Source organism: Pelosinus baikalensis (assembly GCF_020819555.1).
Taxonomy (GTDB): Bacteria; Bacillota; Negativicutes; order DSM-13327; family DSM-13327; genus Pelosinus; species Pelosinus baikalensis.
In genome coordinates this window covers 1-23,721 of record NZ_JAJHJB010000039.1, presented here as the reverse complement: position 1 = coordinate 23,721, position 23,721 = coordinate 1, and the positions used below count along the sequence as shown (strand labels likewise).

Annotated in this window: 20 protein-coding genes and 2 pseudogenes; 3 read left to right on the top strand and 19 right to left on the bottom strand. The window is 37.3% G+C overall.

From position 1 onward, the window contains the following. Positions 1-84 precede the first annotated feature (84 nt). Both LMF89_RS20435 and LMF89_RS20430 read right to left on the bottom strand, forming a co-directional pair. Positions 85-1,632 carry a sigma 54-interacting transcriptional regulator gene (locus tag LMF89_RS20435; protein WP_007960630.1) on the bottom strand — a complete coding sequence of 516 codons (1,548 nt, stop codon included), beginning with the start codon at positions 1,630-1,632 and terminating at the stop codon, positions 85-87. A 119-nt stretch (positions 1,633-1,751) separates the two neighbouring features. After that, the gene (locus LMF89_RS20430; protein WP_229536690.1) at positions 1,752-2,297 is read right to left on the bottom strand and encodes a guanylate kinase; all 546 of its coding nucleotides are present in this window, start codon (positions 2,295-2,297) and stop codon (positions 1,752-1,754) included. A 212-nt stretch (positions 2,298-2,509) separates the two neighbouring features. Between LMF89_RS20430 and LMF89_RS20425 the strand changes: the two genes are divergently transcribed. Then, positions 2,510-3,784 carry a GGDEF domain-containing protein gene (locus LMF89_RS20425; RefSeq protein WP_229536689.1) on the top strand — a complete coding sequence of 425 codons (1,275 nt, stop codon included), beginning with the start codon at positions 2,510-2,512 and terminating at the stop codon, positions 3,782-3,784. A 70-nt stretch (positions 3,785-3,854) separates the two neighbouring features. Here LMF89_RS20425 and LMF89_RS20420 read toward each other — a convergent pair whose 3' ends face one another. The 14 genes and pseudogenes from LMF89_RS20420 to LMF89_RS20355 form a co-directional block, all read right to left on the bottom strand. Beyond that, on the bottom strand, positions 3,855-4,937 hold the full coding sequence (locus tag LMF89_RS20420; protein ID WP_229536688.1) for a cyclic di-GMP phosphodiesterase: 1,083 nt from the start codon (positions 4,935-4,937) through the stop codon (positions 3,855-3,857). 281 nt (positions 4,938-5,218) lie between these two features. Beyond that, entirely contained in the window at positions 5,219-5,785 is a 567-nt protein-coding gene (locus LMF89_RS20415; RefSeq protein WP_229536687.1) for a lipid-binding SYLF domain-containing protein, read from the bottom strand. A gap of 92 nt (positions 5,786-5,877) precedes the next feature. Beyond that, positions 5,878-6,210: a hypothetical protein gene (locus LMF89_RS20410; RefSeq protein WP_229536686.1), complete on the bottom strand. Its 333-nt coding sequence runs from the start codon at positions 6,208-6,210 to the stop codon at positions 5,878-5,880. A 276-nt stretch (positions 6,211-6,486) separates the two neighbouring features. Then, positions 6,487-6,681, bottom strand: coding sequence for a PAS domain-containing protein (locus tag LMF89_RS20405; RefSeq protein WP_229536685.1), 195 nt, complete (start codon positions 6,679-6,681; stop codon positions 6,487-6,489). Continuing rightward, complete coding sequence (locus tag LMF89_RS20400; protein WP_229536684.1) at positions 6,638-6,829, bottom strand: hypothetical protein; 192 nt, start codon at positions 6,827-6,829, stop codon at positions 6,638-6,640. The genes LMF89_RS20405 and LMF89_RS20400 overlap by 44 nt, the downstream gene beginning before the upstream one ends. A 300-nt stretch (positions 6,830-7,129) precedes the next feature. Then, positions 7,130-7,330, bottom strand: a pseudogene (locus tag LMF89_RS20395) (hypothetical protein); the annotation flags it as partial. Positions 7,331-7,385: 55 nt separating this feature from the next. Further along, positions 7,386-8,855, bottom strand: a complete 1,470-nt coding sequence (locus LMF89_RS20390; protein WP_229536683.1) for a glycoside hydrolase family 32 protein — start codon at positions 8,853-8,855, stop codon at positions 7,386-7,388. An 87-nt stretch (positions 8,856-8,942) separates the two neighbouring features. Continuing rightward, entirely contained in the window at positions 8,943-10,340 is a 1,398-nt protein-coding gene (locus LMF89_RS20385) for an S-layer homology domain-containing protein (protein WP_229536682.1), read from the bottom strand. 395 nt (positions 10,341-10,735) lie between these two features. Next, on the bottom strand, positions 10,736-12,313 hold the full coding sequence (locus tag LMF89_RS20380; protein WP_229536681.1) for a glycoside hydrolase family 32 protein: 1,578 nt from the start codon (positions 12,311-12,313) through the stop codon (positions 10,736-10,738). A gap of 473 nt (positions 12,314-12,786) precedes the next feature. Continuing rightward, positions 12,787-14,040: an oligosaccharide MFS transporter gene (locus LMF89_RS20375; protein ID WP_229536680.1), complete on the bottom strand. Its 1,254-nt coding sequence runs from the start codon at positions 14,038-14,040 to the stop codon at positions 12,787-12,789. Between the two features lie 237 nt (positions 14,041-14,277). Next, the gene (locus LMF89_RS20370; protein ID WP_229536679.1) at positions 14,278-15,783 is read right to left on the bottom strand and encodes a sucrose-6-phosphate hydrolase; all 1,506 of its coding nucleotides are present in this window, start codon (positions 15,781-15,783) and stop codon (positions 14,278-14,280) included. A gap of 197 nt (positions 15,784-15,980) precedes the next feature. Then, positions 15,981-16,955 carry a LacI family DNA-binding transcriptional regulator gene (locus LMF89_RS20365; protein ID WP_229536678.1) on the bottom strand — a complete coding sequence of 325 codons (975 nt, stop codon included), beginning with the start codon at positions 16,953-16,955 and terminating at the stop codon, positions 15,981-15,983. A 1,335-nt stretch (positions 16,956-18,290) separates the two neighbouring features. Continuing rightward, complete coding sequence (locus tag LMF89_RS20360) at positions 18,291-18,443, bottom strand: hypothetical protein (protein WP_229536677.1); 153 nt, start codon at positions 18,441-18,443, stop codon at positions 18,291-18,293. Positions 18,444-18,467: 24 nt separating this feature from the next. Further along, positions 18,468-19,034, bottom strand: a complete 567-nt coding sequence (locus tag LMF89_RS20355) for a bifunctional transcriptional activator/DNA repair enzyme AdaA (RefSeq protein WP_229536676.1) — start codon at positions 19,032-19,034, stop codon at positions 18,468-18,470. A 197-nt stretch (positions 19,035-19,231) separates the two neighbouring features. On the opposite strand from LMF89_RS20355, the gene LMF89_RS20350 reads away from it, so the two are divergent. Beyond that, a complete protein-coding gene (locus LMF89_RS20350) occupies positions 19,232-19,915 on the top strand; it encodes a DNA alkylation repair protein (RefSeq protein WP_229536675.1) in 684 nt (227 codons plus the stop codon). Positions 19,916-20,085: 170 nt separating this feature from the next. Here LMF89_RS20350 and LMF89_RS20345 read toward each other — a convergent pair whose 3' ends face one another. Both LMF89_RS20345 and LMF89_RS20340 read right to left on the bottom strand, forming a co-directional pair. After that, positions 20,086-21,591: a phosphohexomutase domain-containing protein gene (locus LMF89_RS20345; protein WP_229536674.1), complete on the bottom strand. Its 1,506-nt coding sequence runs from the start codon at positions 21,589-21,591 to the stop codon at positions 20,086-20,088. A 500-nt stretch (positions 21,592-22,091) separates the two neighbouring features. Beyond that, entirely contained in the window at positions 22,092-22,295 is a 204-nt protein-coding gene (locus LMF89_RS20340) for a hypothetical protein (protein ID WP_229536673.1), read from the bottom strand. Between the two features lie 63 nt (positions 22,296-22,358). Here LMF89_RS20340 and LMF89_RS20335 point away from each other — a divergent pair. Then, positions 22,359-22,574: pseudogene (locus LMF89_RS20335) on the top strand (ATP-binding protein); the annotation flags it as partial. A gap of 120 nt (positions 22,575-22,694) precedes the next feature. Here LMF89_RS20335 and LMF89_RS20330 read toward each other — a convergent pair. Beyond that, positions 22,695-23,294 carry a hypothetical protein gene (locus LMF89_RS20330; protein ID WP_229536672.1) on the bottom strand — a complete coding sequence of 200 codons (600 nt, stop codon included), beginning with the start codon at positions 23,292-23,294 and terminating at the stop codon, positions 22,695-22,697. Positions 23,295-23,721 lie beyond the last annotated feature (427 nt).

Genomic DNA, 23,721 nt, shown 5'->3' with positions numbered 1-23,721 from the left:
TGTAAGAAAGTTTCCAATAGTGCAAAAAGTTTCCGTTTGCTTATCCTAAGCCGTATAAAATGCGAAAGGGGATGTTAAAATGATTTATTCATTGGCTAAATTATATTTCCGCAGCTTCTTTAATACCGCCGTGTGAGATAAATCCAAGACAGAGCCAACTCGCCGGGAAGAACGGTATCGTCTTAGCGTTTCTTTTAAAATAGCACGTTCTGCCTCAGCCAAACGTTCTTTTAAGCTCTGATAGGTCTCAAATTGTATGGTTGATAAGGGATTGGCTGTCGCTGCGATTCTCCCCAGACAGATGTGTTCCGGACGAACCTTAGAACCCTCTACTAGATTTACTGCCCGCTCAATAACATTTTCCAGTTCCCGTACATTACCAGGCCAGTTATACTGCTCTAGCCGTTCTAATGCCTCTTTACTAAAACCATTCACTGGACGACGCATTTTATCCGCAAAACGCTGTAGAAAATACTCAGCTAATAAACCAATATCTTCTGGGCGCTCCCGCAAAGGAGGAATCGTAAGAGGAATCACATTTAAGCGGTAATATAAATCTTCCCGAAATGCTCCACGAACCACCATATCCTCCAAATTTCGATTGGTAGCCGTTATGACACGTACATCTACCGCAACTTCACGAGAACTGCCCAAACGTCGTACTCGCCGTTCCTGAAGTACCCTCAGTAATTTCACCTGCAAATGCACTGACATTTCTCCTATTTCATCTAAGAATAGAGTACCACCATTGGATAATTCAAAGAGTCCTGGCTTCCCCCCCTTGACTGCTCCCGTAAAAGCTCCCTCTTCGTAGCCAAATAGTTCACTCTCCATTAAGGTTTCTGGAATCGCTGCACAATTAATCGGCACGAAAGTACCTTGGGATCTTGCAGAGCCGCTATGCAGTGCCCTTGCAAAAAGTTCCTTGCCAGTTCCCGTCTCTCCCCGAATCAAAACAGTAGAATCACTTAATGCATATCTGCGGGATTGCAGAATCAATTCTTTCATGACCATACTGTCACAGGTAATATCACCAAAATCGACAGGCAGAGACGCTGTCATCTTTTTCACCAGTTCTCTGACATCCCCAATATCACGGAGCACTGTTACGACACCAATTACCTCATTATTAGTATCCTTAAGAGGAACGGTACTAATCACACAATAGCTGCTGATGCATTCAACGAACATTTCTTGATCTTTATAGGAGCAGCCCGTTTTTAACGTCTCTGCCACCAGTGCATTCCAGGAGGAATTCTCGATGGATTGTCCGATCATTGTTCTTGAAGAAATCTTTAGGATGCGAGCAGCGGCAGCATTACATTGAATAATACTGCCATCACAATTCACTACTAAAATTCCATCTCGGACGGAAGTTAAAACAGCATCAAGCTGTTCCACCCGTTCTTTTGAAGGCATAAAGCGGGTTATCTCCACACTATGTACATCAGCTACCCTTTCGAGCGCCTCAATCAGTTCTTTCGCGTCCTTTTGAAGCACACCTTGACACTCTAAAAACACAGCCCCTTGCTCCACTTCAATGGTTACGATGTTAATTTTGCGTTCTTCCAGAATGATGCTAATATCGCGAACTAACCCAATACGGTCACTACAAGGCATGCGCAAACGCAAGCTTCTCACTCCCCTTTATCACATGTAGCTAGATGGGTATTTATAAGGCCTTGTTAGGGTGTGTTTTCAAGAAACTATCAAAACGCTCACTGACGGCGCTTTTTGCACCAGACCACCCCCTAGCTGATTTCAATGAAACTTTTACGCCAGAAATCAAGAATTTTTTTATTCTTCAGCCAATTTTCATCTGAATTAATAATTACTAGATTACAGATTTCTAACATCCCCTTGACATCTTCGTCATAAGAATATAGTCTTTTCTCAATATTACTGTCACTCCGACTATAGATTCTTTGCCTGCATTCATCTTTTGAAGCAAAAACCCCTACTAATAAAACCCTTTCATTAAAGTGCTTTTTCAATTCTCTGGCACCATGAACATCTACTACAATTGACCTCGTTTGCTGATTCTTTACTACTTCATGGATAGACTTCAGATTGGATGCATACAGATTTCCGCTATATTCGGTAACTTCCAGCAACTCCCCCTTCTCTTTCATCCCAAGTATGTTTTCACGAGTAGTAAAGTGGTAATGTACACCATCAACTTCGCTCTTTCTTGGTTTTCTTGAGGTAAAAGTAATAATAGGGGCAGCGCCCACATATTTTTGTATCGTTGTCTTCCCTGAACCACTAGGGCCTGTAAATGAAATAATCGAAAACATGATTCACCCCCGGATAGTATAAACTCATCATACTTTATATATATTCTTTGAAAAAGGAATATATATTTTTTTATGAGAAAAACGCTTCAAGAAGTCTCCTTCTATACCAAAAGGTAGAAGGAAGATTCTTTTTTATTATCGAACTATATTAAGTCATTATAATACTATTTTTGACAACTCTTCCCTAAATCCAGTCTACCTAGGAGGAAACCATGCCAAGAACCTACAAAAAAAGAGTTAGCAAGAACCCTACGATTAATAAGGCCATTTTGCCTCAAATAAATAGCAGTGCTGTTGCTACCAGAATACTGTCTGCAATTCGCACCACTCCATTGGGAATTATACTGATCGCCGGAATCGCATTCTTTCATCTTGATGATCTGCCAAGTTCCTTTATCTCTGCCATACCGACCATCTCTTATATGATACTTCTTTTCGGAATTGCAATTACCTCCTGTTTTAACCGAAGTCGTGCATTTTTTATCTTATTGATTCTATTTTTAAGCCAGTTAGGAATGTCCATCCCGATTCCTACACATTTAGATAAAACCGTTGCCCTGCATGGTATTTATTTAACAGTTAGTCTGCTGCTTCCTTTAAATTTGCTCTTTTTTGCATCTTGGTCAGAACGAGGAATTTTTTCAAGCTGGGGAAAAAGATGCTTTTTATTCATTTTTCTTCAAGTGGTTTTTGTTATGGGTTTAGTATTATCAGGAGATAGAGAGCTTTTCAATGAAATCAGTAAAAAATTGTTTGCTTTTTCTTTTATGCCTGTAACACCCATTCCTGATGCTGCTCTAGTTACCTTTTTTCTGTCAGGCGTTTTACTATTGATCAAACGTCGAAGAAATAATACCCACTTTAAAACAACTATTTTTGGTGTCTTAGCAGCTGTCGCTTTTGCCCATCATTTTAATGCCGCCCAGATTGCAATTCCCTTCTTTTATGCTGTTGCCGGATTAATGATCATCGTGTCGGTGATTCAGGACTATTATGTTAAAGCCTATTTAGACGAGCTAACAGGTTTACCCTCGCGCCGTTCCTTAAACGAAGATATGCTTAAACTTGGCAGCAACTATACCATTGCGATGGTCGACGTCGACTTTTTCAAAAAGTTTAATGACACCTATGGGCATGATGCAGGTGACGATGTCCTTCGCTTAATTGGTAAGGTTATGAAAAACTTTAAAGGTGGTAAAACCTTTCGATACGGCGGTGAGGAATTTACGGTATTATTCCCTGGTAAAAACCTCAGTGAAGCAATCCCTTATTTAGAAGTGCTGCGAGAGGAAATCGCAAAAAGTAAATTTGTATTGCGCCAGGATAGTAAACGCAAAAAAAATACCAATAAAAAGCTAAGTATTACCGTCAGCATCGGCGCAGCAGACTCCAATCATAAAGAAATCAGCCCTGATGAAGTCATTAAATTAGCAGATAAAGCCTTGTATCGAGCCAAAGAAAATGGCCGCAATTGCGTTAGTCAATAAAAATAAAAGACCTCCTGGATGTAAAATCACTTCTACATCCAGGAGGTCTTTTAATCACTTGTCATATCTATTATATGACAAGCCCGACAATTTTTACTTCCTTATCTTTTATCATATCTATAAATTCATCATCAACTTGCAAAATAGGATATGTGGGCGTTACATTCGGCAAGAATGCTACCTTTGCCTTGCGTCCATCTTCTAGGATTACAGAACTACTAAGCAGATAGTCATTAATACGACGGGAAAAAACATCACATACCGTTGGGTCTAGCTTTGTGAACATTTCCAGCTTAATTGCTTGCAAAAGCATAAACGGATTAATGCTTTCCGATTCCGCTATCATGTTGCTTAAATGATTCACCACTCCGATCACTCGGGCGAAGACATGAATATTTTCTCCAGATAATTGCTGAGGATACCCGCTGCCATCCATATATTCATGATGTTGAACGATTGCTGTTAAAATAGTAGGGGAAAGGGCTCTACTATCTTTCAATAATTTGAAAGTTAAAAGTACATGAGTTTGTATCTTTTCCGAATGTGCCGTAACAGAATCTTTATCAATAAATAATTCAAGTGGAAGCTGGGTTTTTCCCACATCATGCAATAATCCTGCAAAGATAATTTCCTTAATATCCTTAGAAGAAAAATTCATCCACTCCGCAAGCATGCCTGATAAAGCTGCCACCATAACCGAATGGTAAGCTAATGAATTATGAGGCGTTAAGCTAAATAACAAACGATTTACTGCCTCTGATGGATAAATGAGATGCTCAAAAATTCCCGACGCTATTTTATGAAAATGTTTGATATCAATCTTCTTATTATTTCTGATACTATTAAATAGTGCATCTACTTGCTCTACAGAATCTTGCAAAGTCTGCTCAAAATCCATTGCTTTTTTAATTAATATTGGGGGCAATTCAGAGGGAGAAGAGGCTTCTTCAGGTCCTTCTTCTATGATCTCAGCCGCTGTATCAGAATGGCTTTCGATTCTAACATAAGTAATATCCCAATTCTTTATATTCTGAATGGTTTTATTCGTTAAGGTTCCTCCCTTTGGAAACAAAATTTGTTTTCCATTCAGAGAGTAAATCGCTTCAGCTACAATCATACCCGGCTGCAGATCAGCACTAGCTACTTTTTTCATTAATGAATTCCTCCAATGTTTCCATATCTTTACTAAAAATTTTACTTTTCTTATGAACAGGCAATAAAATGGCACTATAATCTGTTTATTATCTATAGGATAAAGGATTTGGAAAATTTATACGACTACCAAAAGGTATAGAAACATACATTTATTTTCATAAAAATGAGTTTAATATAAAAACCGCTTCTCTAATGATGCTTACTTCCATCTTAGAAAAGCAGTTTGTTCTTATCATCTATTTTCTTCTTAAACTAACCCCACTAGTACGATTATCGATTTCAATTTAAATCTTTATCTTTAAAGTAGCGAATTCCCCTGATGGTCAAACTGGCTTCCAGCCCCTTATCAGTCAATTGATACATCCAAGTGTCCTTACCCGCCGAAACAGCACCTTCCAAAGATCCTCCGCTTACACTATCTGTTGCTGCCACGGTAGCCTGTCCACCTACGGCCCATCTGTCATTGATAAAATCCAAATACGCTTCTTGCGTTTGGAATCCTAAAACCACATCAAATTTTTTTATGCCAAGTCCAAATCCAACCTGTACATCACCTGTTCTCATAAAGGTTTCTTCCTTGGTAGTATTGTGAATAGCCACCCCTTTGCCACCCCCGCCTCCTAAGAAGACAACTTTAACGTCAGTAATACGAAATACAGCATATCCTACAGCATTCTCAACGGCTTGTCTGGCACCCGGATGAATCGTATAAAGCTTATCCAAGGTTTCCTGGGCTGAACTTCGTATAGATTCACGTTTTTCTTCCTTACTCGCCGCACTTACTACAGAAGCCGTCAAACCTAAAATAAGCATTAAAATCGTAACGGTTCTCGTAACTTTATTCATACTCTCTTCCTCCCTTATCCTGATAATTCTTTTTAAGGTCCATATTTCTTTTGCTGCTACAATTATGCATTGCCCAAATGTAGACTTCCATTTTATTTACCTTTAAAGAAAATAGCTCTTACAATCTGACCAACGGTCTTTGCATAGATGATTAACGTTTCCCACTCAACTTTCACATCATACATCACATCATTTGCCTGACTAGCTGTTTCCTTTACACTTGCTGCTATTTGATTGACATTTTCTAATACAGTAGGCAATAATGATATTGTTTCTTTTAAACCCATCTCGTTGGCATTGAGAATTCGTTTAACATCATCAAGTATGAACAATATTCTTCGTATAACATGAATCAAATAAATGCCAATCGCTACTACAATCAAAAAAACAATTCCGATTGCTATATCGTATATTGATATATACATACATATCCCTACTTTCAAAATGGTTTAATCGGTGATCTAAAACAACAAGGCTGCTACTATCACTAAACTCACTGCTCACTCCTTCCTTTAGTCTTAAGCACCTTCACTAAATGTTACTACCACATTGCATTTGACGATCGTTTACGGTATCGATTTCAACATGACTTATCACTTGATATGACCTATAATTATGTATTTCACTTAAATGTCCTTTTTTTCCTGCAATACATACAATAAGCTTTTCTATATCCATCTCACCAATTTGTCCTTCTTTCATCAGCTTACTAGACCTATTTCTGCAGAAACGCCGATTACTTCCTCTCGCCTATATCCCAGCCATTTTAGTTCTATATCATTGATGTAAATAAAAATTCCATCAAAAAACCATCCCATACTAACAACTAATAGGATGGAATGGTTTACTATTTTACCTGTAATATTTACCTGTACATTCTGTAACATCGATTTCAATAACAGCAGTACCCTTTACCATATTTTCTTGAAGTCTATTGCCTGAAAAATGCGGCGTGTATTTATCGACAACTCGATCTAGCACTTCTCTTTTATAATCTAAGTCTTCTAGCACCACAGCATTGCCTAATGCAAAATCACGTCTCACAAAACAAAGTTTGTATTCCAAAAACTTTACTTATATACTTATTAGAAGTGACTGTGCAGTCGTGCATATAATAAGCATTCCTGTAAATTTATTGAACAATATTTACATCAAAGAAAAAATGGTTCTGCTGAAATTTGGGAAATGCTGAATAACTTGATAGTCTACTAAGTTATTCAGCAAATACAACAAGAACAGTTATCAAAAAAACTAAATCTACAGGGATCATGGAAAAAGCGCTCATCATAGGTGCTTGATGTATATTCTTTTGTTGAAGAAACAATCTCCCAAAACAGTTTGTTACTAATAAATTAAATGCCCATAAAACTTAAGACCACAGATTCTTAACGCCCAACAGTGCACCTTACTTGTTTCACTGAACATATCAACTGGTTGAATTTCTTTAGCGACATAGCCAAATTCTGATAATATCGCAATATCTCTAGCTAGGGAAGCTGTATTGCAGGATACGTAGACGATGCGTTTTGGGGTCATGTGGGCGAAGTAATTTTCAACCATAATTGTTTAGATATATTTCTTTTAATGAAACTAATCCCAGTTAAAACTTACTTAGATTTAAGTCTTCATATGTTACATCACTATTTATGGAAAAAATCCCCCATTGATGATTTTGTAAAGCGTACATGCGTGTACTTAACGCTACTTTATCATTTATATACAATACTGCAACTGAGTCATCAATCAATAACGTAAAATTTAAACTTTCATTATCATTAACATCCAGTGGAACTGTTAACTCTGATTTTGCAGTTGCAATTTTATCTGTGGATACATTAAAAAATTTGACCTCTTTCGATTTAGGGTTAAATGCAATATTCAAAGATGCAATATCGTATTCTCCTACATTAAACATAAATCCAAACATGCCTTCTTTTGATTTTTTAGTTATTTTTCCCGTTATCTTATTTACTCCCTGTATTTTAGGAAATGTTACCACTTCATAGCCTTTTGCTGAAAAAGTATACTTCTCATTGGAAGCCGTTACTGTTTCTGTCTGAGTGATTGGCTTTAGCTTAATGTTATTATTTAAATTCTCAACAACCTGTTCAACTGGTGTTGGATAAAGTTCTCCGTTTTCCCTCTGTTTAATTTGATGTACTACCAGGTTTCCTGCCCAGTCAGTTTTATTATTATCGGAATGTCCTCCCTTTGTCGGTGTCCATCCACATAAATAAAGGTTCTGAGAATCTTTTACAAGTTTTCCTGCATAAAAACCATTGCTATCAAAAAAATCTAGTTGAGGTTTAGTAAATGGTCCCTTTGAATCCTTTGCAATTCTGTAATGAACAACACGATTTGGCCATTGGTCAGAAAAAGTCAGGTACCAATATTCCCCATATTTAATTAAGGTAGGGCATTCCATATTGGCAGAATTTCCCATATCATTGTCAAAAAATACACCGTTATCAGCCCAATTTTTCAAATCCTTTGATGTATATAGTGCTATTACGCCCTTATCATTTTTGGTTCTAGTTGTTATAAGCATCCAATACTCTTTATAATCATCATTATAAAAAACATATGGATCTCTGAAATCATTGCGTAAATATTTTGCTGAAGCAAAAAATTTATCCCCAGGTATCTTGATCCAATTTATTAGATCCTTGCTGATAGCATGCATAATTGCTTCTTTTGGTACTTTCCTCCAGTTAAATCCTGTATAGAAAGCATGATATAATCCGTCCTTCTCCTGCATTACAGACCCAGTACCTAATGCAGAATCTTGAGCAAATTCATTTTGAGAATATCGAATAACAACACCTTCATTTTTATAGTCGTAGAAATTATTTGTTGTAAATAAACTCCATGGATGAAATCCAACATCGCCATCCCGTAAATCTTCTAAATAAAATACTTGAAATTTATTACCGTCGTAATACGGCATAGGATCTCCCACCCAACTATATCCTGTTCTTGGAAATATTGTTAATTGATAAAATGCAGACGTAACACTCATTCCAAAAAACAGACTCAGAAGTGCTATAAAAATAGAAATTAATTTCTTCATTTTGTAACCATTCCTTTCGCTTCACTCAAGGCACAGAAAGAAGTGAAACCCTTGTGCGACAACTACACTTCTTGTCACCAAACGCCTTTAGAAATAGAATTCCCATTGAACACGAGAAAATTTAGCGTCTTCCTGAACATTATTATAAATATTTCCAGGATCAAATTTATTAGCTTTTCCAACTGTATAATAACAAATTAGCTTCGTACTTCTTACTGGTACATACTCAAAACCAATGCGAATGCCTTTGAATTCATTATATCTGGCACTCCAATCTTCATTATTAGACTTAAGATCATCTAGGAAAATATTTGTGAGGCTAGAATGGCCTTGTATAAAATACTTTTTAACATAGATATCATAAGAACCCGGTATACCAGGATCACATGATTTATATTGAAGACTCATGATATTAGCCTTATTCTTATAGCTGAAATCGGATTTAGCATATGCAGCGAAGAAACTGAGGTCCTCGCTAAGTTTGGTATTAAAACCGATTTCATAGGATTTGAAACCTTCTCCAGTTTGTCTCCGAGTCACTTTACCATAGCTACCTTTAATGTAGGTGGTTGGATTTACTGGCGCTTCAACTTCAACAGAAGTAACACGATAGTTAGTACTCCCGTCTTCCCATACACCATCAGGATTACCACTATAACCATGCATTATGTGACTATAAGTATTACCCGAATTCAGAGTGGCTTTTATCTTATCGCCATAGCTAATTTGAAAGCCGTCAATTTTGTCATCAAAAGTGAGACCATATGGAGAAAGATGATAATATCTACCAAGTTTCACTTTAGTTTCTCCAATAGAACCATCCGCATACAGCTGTAAAAATGGCCGTTGATAATCATTTGAAGTATATGCTCCGGTATTGTTAGTTATATCGTTTTCAAATTCATTCTCACTTCTAAGAGACCAAATATCATTTATTTTGAAGTTGGTACTTATGTTAACCCACATCGTCTGATTATCTTTATAAGCCCTAGTACCGAAGTTATCTCGATCGTATCTAATACGAGAATAACCATACATAGAAAGTCGAGGATTATCCGCCTTATCTTCGAGCTTCTCTAAACGCCTATCGAAACTTTGGAATTGATCCTTGAATTCTTCTTTGAATTCTTCTTCATGTTCAATCCTCTCTAAACGCCTATCGAAACTTTGGAATTCATCCTTGAATTCTTTCGCCAATTTCTCGATCTCATCTTTTTGAGCATCATTAGCTTTGTCGAATCTGGCCATAGCTTTAAGTACAAGTGAAGCCATTTTATTACGAGTGATAGCGTTTGTACCATTAAAAATTCCATCATTAGTATTAATATCGATAATACCAGCTTTAACTAAATCATTTACTGCATTATAAGCCCAAGAATCAGGCTTAACGTCTGAAAGAGGATCAACTGTAGCAGCAAGGGAGGTGCCAACTATGCTAAGTACCATAGTTGGTATCAATAAAAAAATCACTAAATCTTTTTTCATATTTAAAACACTCCTATGTAATCTTGTGTTCTTCAAACACTCTTGATATTACAGTATTTAGTTTAAACAGATTCAAGTATTTTGTATATGTATGGATAATATGGATAAAGTTATTTTTATTAAGCCCATCGGCTTTTTTTCCTGTATAGCCCACTTCGAGATACCGTCAATACATTGTATAGCTTCGCTACCTATACTAATAGCGATTGCTCTTGATAAATTCGAATTTTTCGTGAAGTAGACCGCTGTTTTTTCAGGATTACATTTTTATTTCGAAGTTCACGAATCTCATTTTTTATATGGGCTTAGCATTCTTATTATTTTGATTTTACTATATATTGTGAATATTATTAAAATAACATTTTGTCGTGACTTCCGCCATTACTCTCTCTAGATCAATTAATCCAGCCATTGAGAAGTTTCCATGCCTGCAATTTTTCTACTTGAACTGATACTCCTTCTGCAAAAAGATCATAGTGAATACTAGTGCTGTTAGGATATATTCTGTTTGACATAACAACCTCACCATCATTCACAAATACTTCAATAGATGAACGATCTATAAAAATCTGCAAATCGAGATAGCGATCATCTTTTAGATCTACTTTTGCTCGGCTTTGACTGTAGTCTTCACCTGTCTCTTTGTTCCAATCATTTATTCCTGACTCAGACCGATCAACCACAAATTCTCGTTTGCCTACATCATAGTATAGTAATGTTTTTTCTTTCCCATCGTCTGATTCACGTGCGATGAGCCCAAATCGTCCATTTCCCTTTAATAGTTTAATTCTTGCCTTTATTTCTAAAGAATCCCCGTTAACCTTCTTCAAATATCCTTTCTGACCTTCGCTTACATTCAGGTTTTTATAGGAAACTTGCGTATCACGCAGTTTCTGCATCTCTTCAACAGGAACAGATAGTACTTTAGATCCGTCTTTGCTAAGTTTTAGCTCCCTAGGTACCGTTAACGCACCTGCCCAACCATCGTTGGCAGTAGGAAACTTACTACCCCATCGATTCATCCAACCAATCATAATGCGTCTGCCTTTATTATCCTGGAAAGTTTGACCAGCATAAAAATCCTGACCATAGTCTACCTGCTGAACATTCTGCTGCGTAAATTTTTCCGTCTGATAATTCATGTTTCCAACAATAAATATATTTTTTGCATCCTTCATATTCATCGGTGAAAGTAATAATACATCTTTTTCACCTAAAGAAAAAAGGTTCGGGCACTCCCACATATCTCCTTGCGTGCCATTACTTTCAGCAGCAACACCTTGATAGTCCCACTGGCGCAAATCGGTAGAACGGTATAATACAGCCCGTCCTTTGCCATCTTTGCCAGTACCAACCAACATATACCACATATTCTCATGCTTCCATACGCTAGGATCACGAAAATCAGTGCTAGCATCGGGCGGCAATTCCCGAATCACTGGATTTCCTTCATATTTTTTAAACGTAATACCGTCAGAACTAGTCGCCATACATTGCAATTCCTTGGTTGTACGATTGTCAGAATGAGCTGTATAAAATAAAGTAATTACACCATTATCATCCACAGCGCTACCAGACCAGCAACCCGACTCGTAGTCTTGGTCAGGTGCTAAAGCGATCGGTTTATATTGCCAGTGTACCAAATCTTTACTCACAACATGCCCCCAGTGCATGGGACCCCAATACGGTGCGTAGGGATAGTGCTGATAAAACACATGATACTGTCCTTTAAATTGGATTAAGCCATTGGGATCATTGATCCAACCAGTAGGTGCCATAATGTGATAATTAAGCCTAAAGGGACTCTGCCGTACTTTTTCATAATCAGCCCAAACGGCTTTATTTGCTTTATCTAATGCATTATAGGCTCTATATTCCTGGGGTACATCAGTTGACGAATCTGCTGCCAGTACAATGCCGCTAGCACTAAGTGAAACCAGAAGAAACAACGTAGCAAATAAACTTTTTTTCATTGTTCATTTCACCCTTTTCTTATTGTTGTTATAACCTGCTGACTTAAAATAAAACTCAATGTGAGCACAGTATTTTATATCTTTTTACACCTCAGTGTTGTCATTACCATGCTTAATATTGGTTACCTATCTCGAGTGCTGTTTAATATTACACATTTGCCAACTCCGTCGCAAAATCAAAGACATGCATATGATTCCAATTGATCATCATCGTTACCTAATCACCTCGGTTGTGTATTCCGCACCGATAGACGTGCAATAACCTCCTTCCCGCCAACATTTAAACACAAGTAAAATCAATCCGTGCTTCTCCTATAGAGTAAATTCTATTGGGCATAAATTTTTCTCCCTCATTATTCCTTTGAACCGGTATGCGTCCCTTGACAATGCACTTTTGGACAGCATAAAGGTGATAATATTCGGAATAGTGAAAAAAATAGCCCTGCCATAATTTCTCCATAACGCATAGGTTGCTAGTTATATTTAGATTGTTCTAATACATTATCATTGACTGCAGAAGAACTAATATTACCTATGTTTTTATTATCTGAACGCAAGCTGAATAAGCCGAATAAGGTAAAACTCCCAACGACCACACCAAGAAAAAGATATGTGGGGGGAAAGCCAATACTATCATAAAGAGATCCAACAATCGGAGAAAGTATAGCCGCACCAACTTGATTAGAAAGTTGAAAGCCAACAAGATACATCACGGATGAAAGACGATTATCGAAATTTTTGGCTAAATATTTAAATACAGCAACTAACAGGATAGAAAGTTCAATTGCATGCAACAACTTAATTGCGGAAATACCATAAGTATTTGTCACTATACCAGATCCAAGCATTCGAAAAGTCATAATTGTTGCTGCCAGAACCAAACCCTTTTTTGCACCGATTTTATTAACAATCCACGGTGCTATACACATACCACCAGCCTCTAAAAATACCTGAAACGAATTTAGATAGCCAAAAGCAGAATTGCCTTCGGCTTCAGTTGGAAATAACGATGCATAATAAATTGGGAATTGCTGATCAAATACACTATAAACACAAGCAGAACCAAGAATAAATACCATAAAGCTCCATACATCTTTGCTCTTAAAAAGTTGTCGTACGTCCTTCAATGAAATGTTATTTTTCTTAGCAACTTCAACATCTGCTTCATCAAGTTTTACATTCATCAATACAATAAACATAACAGCCGAGCCTACCGATGCAAACCAAAAAATAATATTGGGATTTATATTAAACGCGATACCTGCAAAAAAAATACCAACTGCCGCCCCCAGTGAGCCCCACATACGAGCACGTCCAAATTCAAAATTATATCTACGTCCAACTTTTTCAATAAACGATTCGACAACTGCACAACCGGCTAAAAATACCAATGCCATAAAAATTGCCCCTACAACAACTCCTGCTGAAAAAAAAGATGTAAGTAACGGCCCATAAACAAAAATGAAAAACGGGCCAGTAAGTGATACCATCCCTGTAATAAAATACAGCAATGTTTTTTTCAAACCAATCCGATCAGAAATATATCCATAACAAGGTTGCATCATCATTGTAAAAATGGCATTTACTGAATAAATTGTACCAATTTCCGTTCCCGAAAGATGAAGTATCTGTTTAAACCATATTGGCATAAAAGCAAAAAATACTAACCAACAAAAGAAAAATGCAAAGAAGAACGCACTCAGCTTCCAATATAATGAATTTTTCATAATAACCTCCATTTAGTCGCTATCGTATTGTTAAGTTAAATGAAAATTGAGGCATCGAGCCTTTCAATGGTACAATGTTTCTGCAGCAAAACACACCAATCGAAAGCACGATGCCTCATGCAGAAAATTTCATCCGTTATATGCCCTAAATGCAACAATATTCACCACTTTCATAAGTTCGGCAAAGATAAATTCGGTAATCAAAAATATCTTTACCTTACATGTACTCACCAATGTTTAACTGCTTGATAATGAATAAAAGGCTACTTGGGTCAATCGTAATTTTCCTCCCCCTGGGGAAAATATAATCCGAGATGATTCTTTATTTGGATAAATTCGTGCCGACAATACTGCCTCACCATCATTTAAGAAAATCTCAATGGAAGATTTATCTATAAAAATCCGTAATTTAAGACAATTATTCTGAAGTCCTATCTTTATCTCACGTTGCCCTTTAGGCCCCTTTCCTGCACAATTGCGATCTAAACTAAATATCTGCTTTCTTTTGTCATAAGACAATACCGTCTCTTCCTCCGAAGAACATCTGAGATTAATCTGCATCGTCTCCGTTCCTGAAAGATCCATTACCGTCAGCAATTCACCAAATTCTCCTGAAATCCCATCTAGAGAGTCTGCCTCGTAAAGCTCTATATTCTCATACACTCTACTTTGCTCTCGCAAATTTTCCATTTCTTGTATTGGACAAATTTTTAATTTTCCATTTTCCATATGCAATTCTCGTGGAATCGTCATTATGCCAGCCCAACCATCTTCTTGTTCCGGCATTTCACTTTCCCACATAGCTAACCAACCAATCATAATACACCGACCATCAGGTGCCTGGATAACTTGTGGCGCATAAAAATCAAAACCATAATCCAATAATTCAAAAGCACCATGATGAAATATGCCACTTTCATAATCAAGCTTTCCTAGCATATAGCCCGACTGATGATGATTCAAAAATTTTTTATCCTCCGGTTCAATGCCTTGTGGTGAAAATATGAATACTTCTTGCCCATCAACCTCAACAAAGTTCGGACATTCCCACATATATCCCTCATTACCACTGCAACTTGCCATAATACTCTTAAAAGTCCACTGTTCTAAATCAGTTGACTCAAATAATAATACTTGTCCTCTTTCTTTTGAGTTCTGTGCACCGATAACAGTATAATAATGTTCATCATGCTGCCACATTTTAGGATCTCGAAAATGTCCTTTATGAATGTTATCACCTTTAGGACAATGTATTACCGGATTTCGAGCTATTTTTTCAAAAGTTATACCATCATAACTTATTGCCAAGCATTGTGATTCAATGCGATCAACCTCTGTCTTCTCATCTAGAGGTAAATTAACATGCCCAGTATAAAGTAAATATAATTTTCCATCTTTAGTTATTGCGCTACCGCTAAAGCAGCCATCTTTATCATATTCATCTACGGGTGCCAAAGCCACACGCACATTTTTCCAATGAACAAGATCTTCGCTTATCACATGCCCCCAATACATCGGCCCCCATTGTGCCGAATACGGATGATATTGATAAAATAAATGATATTTTCCAGCAAAGAAACAAAAACCATTTGGATCGTTTATCCACCCCGTTGGAGCTGCTATATGATATACAGGATACCATCTTGACTTTGTAGAATGTTCACCCTTTTTTTTGATAAAATCCATAGCATGATCAATTGCTTTCTGCTGCTTATCTAATTTTTTTTCTTGTATAAAATCCATTATATTCCTCCTTATACATCATTTATAAAACCGGTTCGACATTTTTTAAAAAAATTAAACCCATTTTATTGCTTTATAAAACCGGTTCGATAATTAAAGGTTATTATAATATAATAAATTTGTCAATAGTTTTTTCTGAATTCATTTTTTATTTCGTTTATTGTTAATTTTCTGCTTATTAAAAAAATAAGAGATCCTCAACAGGTATCTCCTTTTTGAAGGGTAACAGGTAAAGCATATAGTTTTTCTCCCGGTCTTCCATTAACCCATGATGTAATTTTTTCTGCAGCCATATACGCCAAATGACCAATTGGCTGTACTACAGCGGTAATTACCTGCTGCCCCACACGCGTTATATAAGTTCCATCATACGCTACCAATTTTAAGTTTTCCGGTACATGAATTCCCCTCTGCGCAGCTACTCGCATGCAACTGCATATAGCTAAGTCTGGTCCAAAAATACCATCAACGTCCGGGTATTTATTAAAAAGTTGCTCCGCTGTCTGTAAAAAATCAATGGGGTCAAAAGCATTCCAAGCCATCTCCAGCGTATCGACCCGCGTCCCCGCTTCCGTCAAAGTCTCAATGAAAGCTTCATGATGCACATTAGCTGGTGTAAGAACTTCACGCGCCCCCATGATTTGCACGATATGATGACACCGATGAGGCAAGAAAGCCTTTGCTGCAAGTCGACCACCACTTTGGTGATCCGCATGAACAATTGGTATATTTTCATTGATAAAACGGTCAAAGGCTACAATCGGATGACTCAATCCATCGTAAATATCAAGTTCTAGCGAATGCGCTCCCATAATAATACCATCCATAGTCTGACGTCGAAGCATATTAACAAAAGCATGTTCCGCATTAGCCTTCTGCACGGTCGAGCAAACCATTGTTTTATAGCCACGCCTATAGAGTTCTACCTCTACCTCGCGAATAAACGTTGCAAAAAATGGATGCGAAATTTCTGGTACAATTACCCCTATCATATTAGTACGATTTAGGGAAAGATTTCGAGCCATTTCACTTGGCACATATGAAAGTTTTGCCACTGCTTCTTCGACTTTTTTCCGCGTTATTTCTGACACATAACCCTTATGGTTAAGCACTAATGATACTGTGCTCGGTGCCACTTTTGCCAACTTTGCAACATCCTTTATACTAGTCATATATTATATCCTCTTTACCATCCTTAAGTGTAAACCTATCGCACTTAACTTATTGTACATATCTTATATCTTATATTATACCCAATCTACAAAATCAAGAAACTATTTATTTTCCTCTTACTAATCTATTCAACAATATCCATAATACTACTATATCGTGCATCACAGTAATCCTGATCGATTTTTATCTATTAACATTGTTACATAATAAATAATTAACTTTCTAGCTAATTCTGACAAACTCCTTGTGCATAACCACCATTTTTGCTATTTTAAGCAAATTATTAGGTAGATTTAGCCGATACCTTTCAAAAAAGCACAGCAAAAAAAACAAAATTCGAGCTTAATTACCATATCGGTATTTATTGTATCTTCTGGAAAACCTGCATGGATGTCACTTTCATCAACATCCTCAGTTCTCTTCCTCCCTAATAGTAAGTAAATATGCTATTAGTATATATTTCACTACAATCTTTTGCAATAAAAGTCCAATTTTTTTCAAAAACCACATTAAAAACTAACAGGGCTCTTTACGATAAAATTTGATTTATATATTTTTTATGTTGTCAAAAATGCTATCGACTTTCACCTCAAGTTGTCTCTATTCAGACCAAAAGAGCATAGCTCATAATCAAAATTATAAGCTATGCTTAATTCAAAGAAGCAATTTAATATGGGACAATGAATAAACTTACTTCTATAAAGACATTCATAATTTCTCTTCATCTTTCCACTGCATAGATGTCCATGCACATTATGTACCAGAAGTTTATCGCCAAGCATTGATAAATCATGGACAAAATGGAACTGAGTCCGATGGATTGCCGTCACCAACATGGACACCAGAGTCTCATTTGGAAATAATGGATAAATTGCAGATTTCCACAATATGGGTCTTCGATTCTATTCTGCATAATGATCCTCCTCAATTGATAATCTCTTTTAAAGATAACGTAATTCATCCTTTATATATGCTGTCTTGTCGATATAAGCCGATTATGATAGTATCATAATCGGCTTACATTGGAGGTATTAAAAGTGCCAATTTAAGATTATTAAATGGATACAATTATAAAATAGCAGCAAATTTATTCATGGTATTACGGGGAGAAGATTTCATGATCCACATAGATAGCACATCTAACATGCCAAGAAAACACACTTCTTTTAGGTTTTAACATGTTAAATGAAAAGGAAATTGTAGATGGGCTTACTCTTCTAAATAAAGCGTGGTTTGATCAGTAATGACCAAACCACGCTTCATCTTTTTATTTTGTAGATCATAATAGATTCAAATAAACCATTTCGAATAAGACAAACTCAGCCAACTATTTATCAATCTTCTGACGCTTTCCCTGTAAGATGTTCAATGGTCATTTCTAAAGCAGTTAGCTTTGAGAGGTATCCAGCGATAACTGAATCAACTACATCCAAGCGTTGGGGAATGTTTTTTTCACAAAGCAGGCGTAAGGCACGGGTGATGTCCATTGGATCTTGCAGTATACGTACCGTTCATCCCTTATCAGTACAGCTTTGTTTTCGGTATTCTTTAGGGGGTAATCCGACTTGCTTTTTAAAAAATTCATAAAAAGTAGAAAGGCTTCCAAATCCGCATAACAATGCAATGTTTACTATAGTTAACTCCGTATTGACAAGCATCTGCTTTGCCTTTTCCACCCGCAGCCGATTAATGTATTCTACAGGTGTCATCTGAAATTGCTGGCGAAACAAATGGATAAAATGATTTTGACTGACTCCTAGTTCTTTAATTTCGGCAGTAAGCCTGCCGCCATCAGCAAAATGCGTATCAAAAATATGTTTGGCTTTTTCAATTATATCCAGCATAGGTCGAAACTCAGTCAAATCCGGCCGGCATCTTTTGCAAGGCCGCAATCCATAAGCATAGGCTTCTTTGATTTCATCAAAGAATTCAACGTTATTTCGCCTTGGTTCTTTCGATTTACACGATGGGCGGCAAAAGATACCTGTTGTTTTCACGCCATAGAAGAATATGCCATCATAGGAATGGTCACAATGAACAACAGCATTCCACTTTTCATCTTTAGTTAGTGCTGTCATATCGTTACCCCCATCGCTTATTTTTCATAACTTACTCTTTATTATATCAAAAATATCCTTCCAGTCTTACGGTATTTCACTTTGTAATTTTAGGCACATTCACACCAAGGATATCAGTGTGATAAAATGAATCGGCAGCTATAGAAAATTTGTCATCTACGATTTCATCAAACGTTTAAGTTGAAGAAGGAGAATGTATGGAGAAGACGATAAGAGAGCGTATTTGCAGTCTGGCAGATGACGAATATCGGCAGTTTCAAAGCAAATTGATACCAGGTGTGGACAACATTTTAGGAGTACGCCTTCCAAGCTTGCGAAAACTTGCCAAAGAACTTGCCAAGGGAGACTGGCGCAATGATATAGCCGTAATGCAGGACGAGTATTATGAAGAAGTTATGCTGCAAGGCTTGATCATCGGCTATGCAAAGGCGGATATCGAAGAAATCTTGCACTATGTTGCCGCTTTTGTGCCAAAAATCAACAACTGGGCAGTATGTGACTGGTGCTGCGGCAGCTTTAAAATCACCAAAAATCATCTGGCAAGGGTCTGGGATTTTCTGCGACCCTATCTGCTGTCGCAAAAAGAATATGAACTGCGATTCGGCATCGTGATGCTGCTGACTTTTTACATAGAAGCTGAGTACATCGATCGGGTTCTGCTGCTTTTGGATAGGATAAAACACAAGGGCTATTACGTTAAAATGGCAGTAGCCTGGGCTCTTTCCATCTGCTTTGTCAAATATCCAGCAAAAACTATGACCTACTTAAATAAAAATACGCTGGATGACTTTACCTACAACAAAACGCTGCAAAAAATCACCGAATCTTTCCGTGTGAGCAAAGAAACAAAGATCATCATACGCAATATGAAACGCAGCTAAGAACACTGCGCGTTCTTTAAAACATAGCTGTTTCGAACCACAAAGCATTCCTGGTGTGTTCAGTGTTCCCTTTAAGAAACTTACACTTTCTAGGCTTATAAAAATAGGCATTGCTCTATATGAGTAATGCCTATTTTAAACGTATTCAATTTGGTTTATGAAAGCTGCATTTAGTCTAACTTTAATGCATCATAGCCCTTTAAAATTGGTTTTAATATACCTAACATACTTTTTATCCCGCCCTCGGCGTCAGACTCAATATTCAGCACTAACAGGGGTTCATGCAAGGATATTCTCAGCATAAACCATCCATTACCTCTGGATTCATCAGCCGCTACTCGTATGCCATCATAATTCTCAGCAACGAGATTCCATCCTTGTATTTCCTGTACCTGTTTTTCTATATCTTCTAGAATAGCAGTTCCACATGCCCGAAAATCCTTATCAATAATAGGAATTCTAACTTCATCACTCTCATAAGGCATCTGTAATGTTTCGATAACACTCTGTATCTCTTTGTTATCCTGACGTAACATTGCCATTTTGATTAGTATCTTTGCAATCAGATAGGCACCATCATCCAAGAAATAATTTTCCTTGCAGGCAGCATGACCGGAAGTTTCAATCGCCAAATGGCAGGCTTCTCCTGCGGCATTGAGCCGTTTTGCTTCGTTTATCACGTTCTTATAACCCCGTTTAAAGCGTCGCTGTCTCCCCCCTTGCTCCTCAATAAACTTACGTAAGCCAGTAGAGGTGATAGAGTCCGTAACGATCACCGATTGAGGATGCTCGGCCAGAACAATAACAGAGAGCAAAGCGATCAGAGCATTGCGATTGATTTCCACACCATTGCTGCTCACAATGGCAGCTCGATCCACATCGGCATCAAAGATAATCCCCAAATCTGCCTTAGTGCGCAGCACTGCCGCTTTCAGTGAATCCATGGCAGCCTGATTTTCAGGATTGGGAGAATGATTGGGAAAGGTTCCATCCGGTTCTAGAAACTGACTTCCCGTCGTATCCGCTCCTAATGGCTCCAAAACCTTTGCCGCGAAGAACCCTCCCGCACCATTGCCGGCATCGACAATAATATGACAGCCTTGCAAAGGCTTTTCATAATTCTGCTGAGAGTTAATCCCCTTGCGAATCGTATGTACTAGCAGCTCGGAATACTCCGCAATCAAATCCTTCTCATAGACAACGCCCTTACGCTCACAACAAATAGAATCAGCTTGTGATGCATTCTCTAAAATGGCTGCGATATCTTCCTTTTCACAACCGCCCTCTTTGGTAAAGAACTTTAGACCATTATGATAAAAGGGAAGATGACTGGCTGTTATCATGACAGCCCCATCACATTGGTAGTTTTCTAAAATAGTGGTCATGAACATGGCTGGTGTTGTACTCATACCACAATCATAGACATCACAGCCTAATTCAGCTAACCTTTCAATCAAAGCCGTTTTTAATTCCGGACCTGACAACCTTGAATCCATACCAATCGCGATCTTGCAGCTAGCTGCCTGTATCTTCTTTACCTCCAATAACCACTGTCTAAACCCAGAACCAATCGCCTGTACTATCGTTGATGTAAGAGTCACTGCATTCTCTGGCGTTGCAATGGCAATCCCCCGTATATCTGTGCCATTTTGCAGCCGTTTCCAATTCTCCATCATAATGAACACCTACCTATTCTTCAAAATATCCTAAATAAAAACATACTTGCCTGCCTTTAAATTACCCCCTGAGTAAAGAGATATCCTGTATGCCAGCATTGATGTCCTGCTTCCTATATATTACCGATCAGAAAGAATACAGCTGGTCTTATCTTCATGTCCTCGTCCTCTCATCCAGAAACCTCTTAAATTATTACTTAGCTATAATTAATCCAAATTCCTGCAGGCGCAATATTACTGTTATATAAAAAAGTCAGAAGCAAACAGAAGCGGAAAAACCCGTCAGAAAACGGCTCTAATTCTAGACAGTGCCAATAAAATACATTCTAACTGAATCACGAGTTTTATAAAAAAGAAAATCAGTACTCATTTAGGTACTGACTGCCTTTTTTATTAAAAAGTACAAATTTCTCTTCCTATTTGTACAAGAAAATGTTCTTATATGCTTAGGATGTTTGACCATGCTCCCCAGCGTTGGAATTATTCACTCCTAGTTTTTATTATTTATTAGGAAAAAATTGAATTGACGGTTTTTCATAAGAGCAGACATGAACCCATTTTCCATCACAAATCAACTCGATTTTTCCGAGTTGCCTGCCTTCCCAAATCCAGGACTTGATGACTTCTGATACAATTATATTGGTTTTTTTCTGCGACAAGGTTGGATCCGCTACTACTGGGATACCATGAATGATTGTACACATTATATAAGCCTCCTATCACTTATTTGCTAAAGAGTTGAACGATTAATTTCTATTAATGGATATATTGGTATACCGAAAGAAGAGCAGTCTAAAGTTTTTGATCGTTTCTACCGGGTTGATGCATCCCGTTCCAAACTAACAGGTGGAACCGGTCTCGGCCTTTCTATTGCACAATGTATTGCTCAGCAGCATGACATTGAGATTCAATTGACAAGTATAGTAGATGAAGGTACTACAATTAGACTGCAGTTTCCCCTACCTTCCAAAATCAATGATTAACTGATGCAAACCAGCTCTCTTAGTGACGTCCGCTCAATTCGTCAACCTTTCATACAAAAACTCTCCAAATAAACAATTGGATGTTCGTCCATTTTGTCTACTAAGAGAGCTGCATATTGGCTATATCTTCAAGTAAATCTTTGCATCACTGTCGTCTTTAGGGGGAGCGTTTGAATCTGCGATACTCTGATTAATCTTTTTTATTCCAGCATCTGTTGCTTTTCTCACAGCTTCCTTCACTGGGGATTTCTTACCAATGGAGGTATATGGGAGCCACGTAGTGTTAGAGCCACGGCCTATAACATCTTCAATTAAAGTATATTTCTGGGTAATGGCATTATATAAACGAACTCTAAGTGTAGCCACCGTTTTGATATTTTTATAATATAATAGATCACGATAATCGGATTTTACAGGAAGAATTTCCACAATAAGTAAGGAATTAGTTCCTAATTCTTTAGCCAAACTGTTTAAATCTTGCTGATCTTCTAGTTGTAGTTTTTCCAGCGTATTCTCCCTTAAGTCCTTATTTACAATTTCGCCACCTGGCATTTGTTTGGCTAACTTCGCAGTAATTTCACTTTTCAGTTCATTTCCATACGTTTCTTTAGAACTATCCGTTACTATAAACCTTATATTTTCGGGGTTCGCAGAAGATGCATGAACTGGGAATGTCAGCATAACAAACATTGTTACAAGTATACACAAACTCTTATACATGTATATTATCTCCTTATCGCCATCTTTAAATTATTTTGATTATCATTACAATTGCTCTGAAGCTCATTTATGGCTTAAAGCTATTTTTTTCTCCTCTCAGTTAATCTTACCTTTATAATAGCCCTCCATTATTACACTATCATTAGACTAAGATTAGAATTAGATTAAAAATGATAACGCGTCCAGATTGTAAACAAAAGGTACTTTACACAAGCGTAAAGTACCTTTTGTTTACAATCTGAGTCTCTTAGATTTCCCAAGGGACTTTTTCTCACATTATTGTTTTACTGTTAGCTTAACCCATCAATTCGGACTTAACTTGCTGAAATGAGCCAGGTGACGGTTCTCCGAATCGCCATGCTAATGGAATACAGACCAGCTAACTAAAGTCAAGCCCTCACTAGAAAAAAATGATCACTTCAAAAAT

Coding starts and splice junctions, on each gene's coding strand:
- LMF89_RS20340 (WP_229536673.1), bottom strand. CDS start 22,295: ATGTGTACAATCATTCATGGTATCCCAGTAGTAGCGGATCCAACCTTG.
- LMF89_RS20385 (WP_229536682.1), bottom strand. CDS start 10,340: ATGAAAAAAGATTTAGTGATTTTTTTATTGATACCAACTATGGTACTT.
- LMF89_RS20350 (WP_229536675.1), top strand. CDS start 19,232: ATGGAGAAGACGATAAGAGAGCGTATTTGCAGTCTGGCAGATGACGAA.
- LMF89_RS20370 (WP_229536679.1), bottom strand. CDS start 15,783: ATGGATTTTATACAAGAAAAAAAATTAGATAAGCAGCAGAAAGCAATT.
- LMF89_RS20410 (WP_229536686.1), bottom strand. CDS start 6,210: ATGTATATATCAATATACGATATAGCAATCGGAATTGTTTTTTTGATT.
- LMF89_RS20380 (WP_229536681.1), bottom strand. CDS start 12,313: ATGAAAAAAAGTTTATTTGCTACGTTGTTTCTTCTGGTTTCACTTAGT.
- LMF89_RS20375 (WP_229536680.1), bottom strand. CDS start 14,040: ATGAAAAATTCATTATATTGGAAGCTGAGTGCGTTCTTCTTTGCATTT.
- LMF89_RS20430 (WP_229536690.1), bottom strand. CDS start 2,297: ATGTTTTCGATTATTTCATTTACAGGCCCTAGTGGTTCAGGGAAGACA.
- LMF89_RS20390 (WP_229536683.1), bottom strand. CDS start 8,855: ATGAAGAAATTAATTTCTATTTTTATAGCACTTCTGAGTCTGTTTTTT.
- LMF89_RS20415 (WP_229536687.1), bottom strand. CDS start 5,785: ATGAATAAAGTTACGAGAACCGTTACGATTTTAATGCTTATTTTAGGT.
- LMF89_RS20345 (WP_229536674.1), bottom strand. CDS start 21,591: ATGATGGAGAATTGGAAACGGCTGCAAAATGGCACAGATATACGGGGG.
- LMF89_RS20360 (WP_229536677.1), bottom strand. CDS start 18,443: ATGGACATCACCCGTGCCTTACGCCTGCTTTGTGAAAAAAACATTCCC.
- LMF89_RS20420 (WP_229536688.1), bottom strand. CDS start 4,937: ATGAAAAAAGTAGCTAGTGCTGATCTGCAGCCGGGTATGATTGTAGCT.
- LMF89_RS20330 (WP_229536672.1), bottom strand. CDS start 23,294: ATGTATAAGAGTTTGTGTATACTTGTAACAATGTTTGTTATGCTGACA.
- LMF89_RS20365 (WP_229536678.1), bottom strand. CDS start 16,955: ATGACTAGTATAAAGGATGTTGCAAAGTTGGCAAAAGTGGCACCGAGC.
- LMF89_RS20355 (WP_229536676.1), bottom strand. CDS start 19,034: ATGACAGCACTAACTAAAGATGAAAAGTGGAATGCTGTTGTTCATTGT.
- LMF89_RS20425 (WP_229536689.1), top strand. CDS start 2,510: ATGCCAAGAACCTACAAAAAAAGAGTTAGCAAGAACCCTACGATTAAT.